Annotated in this window: 11 protein-coding genes and 1 pseudogene; 11 read left to right on the forward strand and 1 reads right to left on the reverse strand. The window is 33.3% G+C overall.

The window, feature by feature from the left end:
• Positions 1-480 precede the first annotated feature (480 nt).
• The 9 genes from Q0410_RS07630 (at position 481) to Q0410_RS07670 (ending at position 4,864) form a co-directional block, all read left to right on the forward strand.
• Entirely contained in the window at positions 481-741 is a 261-nt protein-coding gene (locus Q0410_RS07630) for a TIGR04076 family protein (RefSeq protein WP_299035187.1), read from the forward strand.
• Entirely contained in the window at positions 734-1,318 is a 585-nt protein-coding gene (locus tag Q0410_RS07635) for a DUF1294 domain-containing protein (protein ID WP_299035190.1), read from the forward strand. The genes Q0410_RS07630 and Q0410_RS07635 overlap by 8 nt, the downstream gene beginning before the upstream one ends.
• Before the next feature lie 12 nt (positions 1,319-1,330).
• A complete protein-coding gene (locus tag Q0410_RS07640; protein WP_299035193.1) occupies positions 1,331-1,786 on the forward strand; it encodes a GNAT family N-acetyltransferase in 456 nt (151 codons plus the stop codon).
• Between the two features lie 264 nt (positions 1,787-2,050).
• Entirely contained in the window at positions 2,051-2,260 is a 210-nt protein-coding gene (locus Q0410_RS07645; protein WP_299035196.1) for a hypothetical protein, read from the forward strand.
• Between the two features lie 19 nt (positions 2,261-2,279).
• On the forward strand, positions 2,280-2,483 hold the full coding sequence (locus Q0410_RS07650; protein WP_299035199.1) for a helix-turn-helix transcriptional regulator: 204 nt from the start codon (positions 2,280-2,282) through the stop codon (positions 2,481-2,483).
• A gap of 8 nt (positions 2,484-2,491) precedes the next feature.
• Positions 2,492-2,908, forward strand: a complete 417-nt coding sequence (locus tag Q0410_RS07655; RefSeq protein WP_299035202.1) for a histidine kinase — start codon at positions 2,492-2,494, stop codon at positions 2,906-2,908.
• A gap of 13 nt (positions 2,909-2,921) precedes the next feature.
• Positions 2,922-3,785 carry a GNAT family N-acetyltransferase gene (locus tag Q0410_RS07660; protein ID WP_299035205.1) on the forward strand — a complete coding sequence of 288 codons (864 nt, stop codon included), beginning with the start codon at positions 2,922-2,924 and terminating at the stop codon, positions 3,783-3,785.
• A gap of 84 nt (positions 3,786-3,869) precedes the next feature.
• The gene (locus Q0410_RS07665) at positions 3,870-4,346 is read left to right on the forward strand and encodes a PaaI family thioesterase (protein WP_299035207.1); all 477 of its coding nucleotides are present in this window, start codon (positions 3,870-3,872) and stop codon (positions 4,344-4,346) included.
• 101 nt (positions 4,347-4,447) lie between these two features.
• Complete coding sequence (locus Q0410_RS07670) at positions 4,448-4,864, forward strand: GTP pyrophosphokinase (protein ID WP_299035210.1); 417 nt, start codon at positions 4,448-4,450, stop codon at positions 4,862-4,864.
• Positions 4,865-4,917: 53 nt separating this feature from the next.
• On the opposite strand, the gene Q0410_RS07675 is transcribed toward Q0410_RS07670, so the two are convergent.
• Positions 4,918-5,979: an endonuclease/exonuclease/phosphatase family protein gene (locus Q0410_RS07675; RefSeq protein ID WP_299035213.1), complete on the reverse strand. Its 1,062-nt coding sequence runs from the start codon at positions 5,977-5,979 to the stop codon at positions 4,918-4,920.
• A gap of 105 nt (positions 5,980-6,084) precedes the next feature.
• On the opposite strand from Q0410_RS07675, the gene Q0410_RS07680 reads away from it, so the two are divergent.
• Both Q0410_RS07680 and Q0410_RS07685 read left to right on the forward strand, forming a co-directional pair.
• Positions 6,085-6,780 (forward strand): YjjG family noncanonical pyrimidine nucleotidase, encoded by a 696-nt coding sequence (locus Q0410_RS07680; RefSeq protein WP_299035216.1) that lies wholly within the window; start codon positions 6,085-6,087, stop codon positions 6,778-6,780.
• A 209-nt stretch (positions 6,781-6,989) separates the two neighbouring features.
• Positions 6,990-7,314, forward strand: a pseudogene (locus tag Q0410_RS07685) (magnesium transporter); the annotation flags it as partial.

Genomic DNA, 7,314 nt, shown 5'->3' on the forward strand with positions numbered 1-7,314 from the left:
TGATTTTATCATAAAAAAGACTAAGCTCAGTGTGTTCGTGGTACTATAAATGTAATATAGCTAATTATGTATGATTTTTGGATTTTACGAAAACTTCTGTAGGTATAGAATGATTATTATATAGACTTCTCACCGGTGTAATCACGGAACCCATGATAAAGAAATCTCTCACTTCGTTCGAGATGGTTGGCGTGGATTGTAGGGAGGTCTAAAATAAAGAAAATGATATAAAAAAGTTTATCCGGATATATTTGTTTTAGAGATTGCATTATAAGAGTATATTTATTGAAAAGTCAATGATTATGTGTGTTTAAATTATATATTGATATTATTTATAATGAGTATTTGCAGAAATATTGAGTTTTTATAATGCGGATTTGCGGTTTAATGATATAAATTCTAATGCGTATTTGCAGAAAATCTGGGGTATTTTTATTGCGGATTTGAAGAGGTTTTAGATAATAGACTAGGGAGGTATGGATGAGACCAAAGATTAAGATTACTTTAGTAGATAGGAAGGGTGACTATGGATGTCACAAGGGTTATGAGATTGGGAAAACTTGGGATTTTGATAAGGATAGGGGAGAATTTTGTTCTCTGGCTATGCACACGCTATTTCCCATGGTTGATATCCTCCGTTATGGGGGAAGTTTACCTCTTTCTCAGTCGGGTGATGTGCGTTTTGCTTGTCCTGATGCGGATGTTATAAATATTTTTAGGATTGAGAAAATAGATGAATAGGGCTTTTGATTTTGGGATTTACCTTGTAGGTGTTAATATTATTGGATTTATTTTTTACATTTTCTATAAGTGGGCTAGGTCTAGGATTATAAAAAATATTTTAAGTTTTTTTCTTTATTTAATAGCTATAGCTGGTGGGCCTTTGGGCCTTGTTCTTGCCATCCTTATTTTTGACAGGACGGCCGCTAAGGATGGGCTTAGCCTTAAGGTTTTTGCCTTCGCTAGTCTTGGCATAGAGTTTGTTTTATTTTTGTTAGGATCTAAAGATATTAGTAGTCTTAGGTTTAATTTTTTGGAATTTTTTAAGGACAACACCTATCTACTTGCTTATTTACTTATAATTAACCTACTTAGCTTTTTTGCCTTTGCCTATGATAAGCATAAGGCTAAGAAGAATGGCTGGAGGATAAAAAATGGATTATTGCTGGCCCTTTCCTTTATGGGTGGGGCAGTTGGTGGTCTGTTTGCTATGAAGGTTTTTAGACATAAGACTAAAAAGACATATTACAAATTGGGCCTTCCCTTGATGGTTTTGATGCAGGTATTGGTTTTGGTTTATATAATGAATATGAGTTAAGGAAAGATTTGGATGGATATTAGATTAGAAAATGATAAGGCATATAAGTATGAATTAGTAAAGAAAGTTTTGACTGACCTTCCAGAATGGTTTGAATTTGAAGAGGCAATTTTAACCTATGCTGACATGGCGAGATCTTTAGCTACCTATGTAGTAAGTGAGGATGGTAGGGACCTTGGTTTTATTACTATGAAGGAAACTTCAGATGAGGCTATAGAGATTTATTGTCTAGGTATTTTTAAAGATTATAGGGGAAGGGGTCTTGGAAAGTTTTTGGTAGGTAAAGTCCTAGACCTATACAGGTATAGCCATAGCTTTGCTCAAGTTAAAACCCTAGATTATGGTCTTGATAGGTACTATGATGAGACTGTAGGTTTTTATAGGACGCTTGGTTTTATGAAGCTTGAAACAATTAAAGAAATATGGGGCGAGGATAATCCTTGCATGATTATGATAAAAAGTCTTTGAGGTTAAACCTTAAGGGCTTTTTTTATGAGAAAATCTTGCGTATTTTTTTATTTTATGGTACTATAAATGTAACATAAATAGTACTATAAATGTAACAAAAATTGATGCAAGGGGATGAATATGATAAGTTTTGCTATAGTTTTTTATTTTATTTTGCTAGTTACTATGTTTTTTGTAGAAGTGCCAAGTTTCTTACCTATTGTTTTAGGCTTGGGAGTATTTTTCTATATTTCTTTTTATTATTTTAAAAATGAGGGAGGTAAAATGAAAAAATATTACAACTTAAAGGCATTTTTGCTAAGTACATTAGTTTCTATAATAATTATTTTAGCCCTTGGCGCTATCCAAACGCTTGCGCTTGGTTATGACCCAAATGCTGCTATAGATAGTAAGGTCTTTAAGTTATATCTAACCTTATGTATTTTTGTGGTGTATACTCTTATTGCTAGGATACAATACAGGAGAGATTTATAAAAAAATGGAGGGATAGTTTTTGGATGTAGTAATAGAAAATAGGATTAGGGAATTTAGGAAAGAAATGGGTCTTTCTCAAAATGCTTTGGCTCAGATGGTTGGGCTAAAGCGTAGATCTATCATGGCTTATGAAAATAATACCATAAGCCCAACTCTTGAGACCGCCTATAAGATTTGCAAGGTATTTGATAAGGACATCAAAGAAGTATTTATTTTTAAATAGGAGATATTATGGGATTATTATTTAACACAAGTGATGAGATGGACAAAAAAGTAAGGGAAAAATTTGGAGATGATGGGTCTTACCTCTTAGTTTTTAAGTATAATAGTCCTGCTAAGGGGCTTGGAAAATTATTATTATCAAGTGTGTACTATGTATTTGATAGCTCTAGAACCTTTATTATGTATTTTGATCCAAAAGGAGTTTATGAATCAGAAATATCAAACTCAGATAAAAAAGACTTCCTCTTTATGGCTTGGAATGAAATAGAGGACTTTGAACTAGTGGAGGGAAATAAAAAAATCTTAAAAATAAACCACCTGGGAAAAGTCTACGAGTACGAGGTAGAGATGGACGGAAAGTTATTTAAAAATAATTACAAAAACCTAAAAGAACTAATTGATAATAATTGGAATAGGATTGACTAGCATTGGTAAACTTATGGAACTTATAAAAGTAAATGAAGAAAATTTTAATGAAATTATAGCTTTAAAAACTAAAGGTGAAAAATTAGAATATGTAGATTCTGCTCTTTATTCTATAGCAGAATGTTTCCTAGATTATAGTCATATGGATGCATTTGGAATCTATAATGGTGATGAGTTTATCGGTTTTACTTCAATTTTTGCTAAGGATAACTTTGGGCAGATTATTAATTTTTTTATAAAAGATAAATTTCAAAACAAAACTTATGGAACAAGAGCTGTAGAAGCCTTGCTTCAATTGTTTAAAGATCGTTACAAAGTTGATTTTGTATCGGTTGGAATTTATAGGGAAAATAAAAGAGCCTTTGGTTTTTGGAAGAGATTGGGCTTTATTGATACAGGAAATATTGAAGGTGATTATTGCTACTATAGAAAGCCTATAGCTAGGTTCATAATTTCTGATAGTTTGTACTTAATCAAATATTTCCCTGCCTATAAAGTCACTCTTACCTGGTATCAGGATAGGGAAACTATAAAAATGGTAGACAATGCCGACTACACCTACTCTTTTGATGATTTAAAAAGAATGTACACTTATCTTTCTAATAACGGAGACTTATTTTATATAGCCTACCAAAATAAGCTTATAGGAGATTGTGCGATTTTTGATGACAATATGGTAGCCATGGTAATTTCAAAAGAATATAGGGGAAGGGATATAGGAAGTAAGGTTTTAAATAAATTGATATCCTACGCTAGGGAAAAAGGCTTGGCTTATCTAAAGGCAGAAATATACGACTTTAATCATATTTCTAGGAAGTTATTTTATAAATTTGGCTTTAAAAGCCAAGGAAATAATATATATATAAGTTGGATCTGAAAAATTAATTTTGAGCTTATAAGAATTAGTGGGTATATATAAATTAGAGAATCAAAGTTTTGTGAGGATATGTGGAGGTTAGATATGAGTAAAAATATAGCAATCCAGGATACTTATGGTGAGAGATTTCAATATTGTTGGGGATGTGGTCCCAAAAACGATGATGGACTTCACCTCAAATCATACCCATCTGCTGACGGAAGCCAGGTTGTAACAAGGGTAAAACCAGGCAAGGCCTATACAGGAGGAGTACCAAATAACTTATTTGGCGGGATGATTGCCATGCTTTTTGATTGCCATGGGACAGCTAGTGCAGCGTTTTTTAAACACCAGGTAAAGGGGCTTGAGCTTACTGAAGATACTGTTATTGGGAGATTTATAACAGCTCACCTAGAAGTAGACTTCAAAAAGCCAACACCAATGGATGAAGAAATAGAAATAGTTTCAACCTTAGAGGAGCTTGGCGAAAGAAAAGCTGTTGTAAGTATGGTTTTAACCTGCAAGAGTGAAGTAAGAGCCAAGGCAAAAATGGTAGCTGTTGCCGTTAAGGATAATATGTAGTTTATAAATTGATTAAATAGTAAACAATGATTAATCTCTTAGCTAGCCTTTACTTATGAAGCTAGCAAAGGAAGTTTGGTTAAGAAAAACCTGGAGGCATGATGTTTAGGTATTTAAAGTCCATTTTAATAATGCTAAGAGCTCACAAGGGACAAAAAGATAAGGGTGGTCATCCATATTATAAGCATCCACTTAGGGTAGCTAGGGGTTGTAAAAATAATAGTGCTAAAATCATTGCTCTCCTTCATGATGTAGTCGAGGATAATGACAACTACAAGCTCGATGATTTTAAATTTTTAAATAAAGATGAACTTGAGGCTTTAAGTTTATTAACTCACGAAAAAAGTGTAAATTATTTTACTTATATAAACAAGGTGAAAACCAATGAACTTGCAAGAGAAGTTAAGCTTTCTGATTTAAGAGATAATTCTAACCTTGATAGACTAAAAGAAGTTAGCAAAAAAGATCTAGAAAGAGTAGAAAAATACAAAAAGGCCCAGGAAATATTGCTTTCATAAAACATAAAAAATCGTCCCCTTAGATTAAATAGTATTCTAAGGGGACGATTTTTTTAATTTTCTTTATTTTCCTTTAGGCTAAATTCTAACAAGACTGGGTTGTGGTCGCTGTGGACAAAGCCCAGGGCTTGGCCTTTTATGGTTTTTACTTCTATATTATCTGATATCAAAAATCCATCTATGATGCTTTCGTAGGCATTATTTGGGTCATAGGGTTTATCGTTTACTCTTGATGAGTGGGTGTCTTTATCAAAGACTGGACTTATGTTGTCTGTTAGATAGTCGTATGGAAATGGTGATGGATTCCATATTCCTTCTGGGAGGTCTGCTACAAAATCTTTTCTTAACTCTTGGTTAAAGTCTCCACCTACTAATATATAATTTCCTTTGTTGTATTCTTCTGTCATGAAGGCTATGATTTGCCTAGTTTGGGCAAGTCTACCGTTTGAGCCTGATTCATAGGCGTCTAGGTGGACATTTACTAGGACTAGGTATTTATCAGAGTCTTCTATTGGTAGGTAGGAGGCGTTGAAGCCTCTTTTGAGGTTGGCAAGTTTTACCGGCCACTTATGTGGGATTGGTTGTTGGTACCTGTAGGATGATTCTATAGCAAATTTAGAATTTGTATAGATACCAGAATTAATCTTACCCATAGGTGGGATAGGGAAGGGTACAAAGCTTACCTTGTAGTTATAGGCAAAAGTCGATGCGCCGTTTAGGGCCTTATCAAAAAATCCTACTTCATTTATATGAAAGGTCCTTGCTGAATCGCTATCTACTTCTTGGAGGAGGAGTAGGTCTGGGTCTATATTTTGAATTTCATGTTTTATCCCTGTTAGGGCATCTTCTACATGGTCTTTTGAGATAGGGTTTACCATCTTACCTCCGTCCATGAAGAAATCTGTATCCTTATCAAGTCCACCGTAGCCTATATTCCAGCTTAATACCTTGTAGGTTGTTTCTGCTTTTATCTTATCTTTGGCCGATCCTGAGATGGCTACTTCTTCTATATCTTTTGGCTTATATTCTGTTGCCATTAGGTAGGCTAAAAGGCAGATAAAGGCAATTATTAGGATTAGTAATAAATAACCGATTATTTTTATAAGTTTTTTCATAAATACCTCACATTCTTATGATAAGGATATCATTAAAAGGGATTTTAGTAAATAGTTTTATAATATTTTTAGAGTAGTAAAATATTTATATAAAGGGGAGATGATATGAAAAAAATATTATGGGATATAGATGGAACACTTCTAAATTTTGATTTGGCAGAAACTGCTGCTATTTATAAGTGTTTCGAAATTTTTAATTTAAATAAGCCAAGCGAGGACATGCTTAAGACTTATAAGGATATAAATGACTCCTACTGGAAAAGGCTTGAGAGAAATGAAATAACTAGGGATGAGGTTCTCTTGGGTAGGTTTAGGGAATTTTTCGCAAGGTTTGGCCTTAGGACAGATATAGTGGAGGATTTTAACCATAAGTTCCAGATAGAGCTTGGGAAAACCTATGTTTTCAATCCTTATGGTGAGGAAATTGTTAAAAAACTTGCTGAAAGTTATGAACAATATGCGGTGACTAATGGGTCACTGACAGCCCAAAGGGGTAAGCTTGAGGGCTCTAATTTAAATAATATTTTTAAAAAGTCTTTTATTTCTGAGCTTGTCGGTTTTGAAAAACCAGATCCTAGGTTTTTTGATTATGTGTTTGAAAAAATTGGATCGTATGACCTAGATGATTATGTTATCATAGGAGATTCTTTAACATCTGATATGTTAGGTGGGAAAAATGCCAAGATAAAGACCATTTGGTTTAATCCAGAGGGGAAAGAAAATAGCCTAAATCTAGATTTAGATTATGAAATTAGCTCTTTAGATGAGGCAGAGAAGGCTCTTGTAGAGATTTTTAAATGATTGCAGAAAAGTTATAAAAAATGTATAATAAGTAGGGATGTTTGTGTATATTTTGCACAAAATATTTTTATTTTAATACAAGGAGGAGTAAATGGATAAGGCGTCGCCCTATCGAAGGTATAAGAAAATCAGATACTAGTATAGTGGTGGATTTCTATTTGCCATTATACAGATAATATTCTTTATGAATATTAAATTAGGAGAGGTAAATGGCAGAAAGAAATTATAACGTTGATAATCTTAAGCAACTCCAAAGCGAAATCAACAAGATGAATCCCGTTGATTTGGCTGATAAACTAGAGATATTGCCAGAAAAATCTGTAGCTATTTGGATAAAGCTATTAAATAAGGATTTGCTTGCAGATACTTTTACAGAACTTAAACCAGAAAATAAGGATAGGATATTAAATATCTTATCAGAAGAAAATATAAAAGACTTGGTTAAGGAGCTTGATGAGGACGAGCTTGTAGATACCCTCCAAGAGCTACCTGCTAATATGGTTAAGAAGCTTATGACAAGCCATATTGATAGTG

Origin of the sequence: uncultured Anaerococcus sp. (assembly GCF_937934665.1) — a bacterium.
GTDB lineage: Bacteria > Bacillota > Clostridia > Tissierellales > Peptoniphilaceae > Anaerococcus.

Bases quoted from the DNA above. Each gene is read 5' to 3' on its own strand.
- Q0410_RS07640 (WP_299035193.1), top strand. From the start codon at position 1,331: ATGGATATTAGATTAGAAAATGATAAGGCATATAAGTATGAATTAGTA.
- Q0410_RS07630 (WP_299035187.1), top strand. From the start codon at position 481: ATGAGACCAAAGATTAAGATTACTTTAGTAGATAGGAAGGGTGACTAT.
- Q0410_RS07655 (WP_299035202.1), top strand. From the start codon at position 2,492: ATGGGATTATTATTTAACACAAGTGATGAGATGGACAAAAAAGTAAGG.
- Q0410_RS07680 (WP_299035216.1), top strand. From the start codon at position 6,085: ATGAAAAAAATATTATGGGATATAGATGGAACACTTCTAAATTTTGAT.
- Q0410_RS07660 (WP_299035205.1), top strand. From the start codon at position 2,922: ATGGAACTTATAAAAGTAAATGAAGAAAATTTTAATGAAATTATAGCT.
- Q0410_RS07635 (WP_299035190.1), top strand. From the start codon at position 734: ATGAATAGGGCTTTTGATTTTGGGATTTACCTTGTAGGTGTTAATATT.
- Q0410_RS07675 (WP_299035213.1), bottom strand. From the start codon at position 5,979: ATGAAAAAACTTATAAAAATAATCGGTTATTTATTACTAATCCTAATA.
- Q0410_RS07645 (WP_299035196.1), top strand. From the start codon at position 2,051: ATGAAAAAATATTACAACTTAAAGGCATTTTTGCTAAGTACATTAGTT.
- Q0410_RS07665 (WP_299035207.1), top strand. From the start codon at position 3,870: ATGAGTAAAAATATAGCAATCCAGGATACTTATGGTGAGAGATTTCAA.
- Q0410_RS07670 (WP_299035210.1), top strand. From the start codon at position 4,448: ATGTTTAGGTATTTAAAGTCCATTTTAATAATGCTAAGAGCTCACAAG.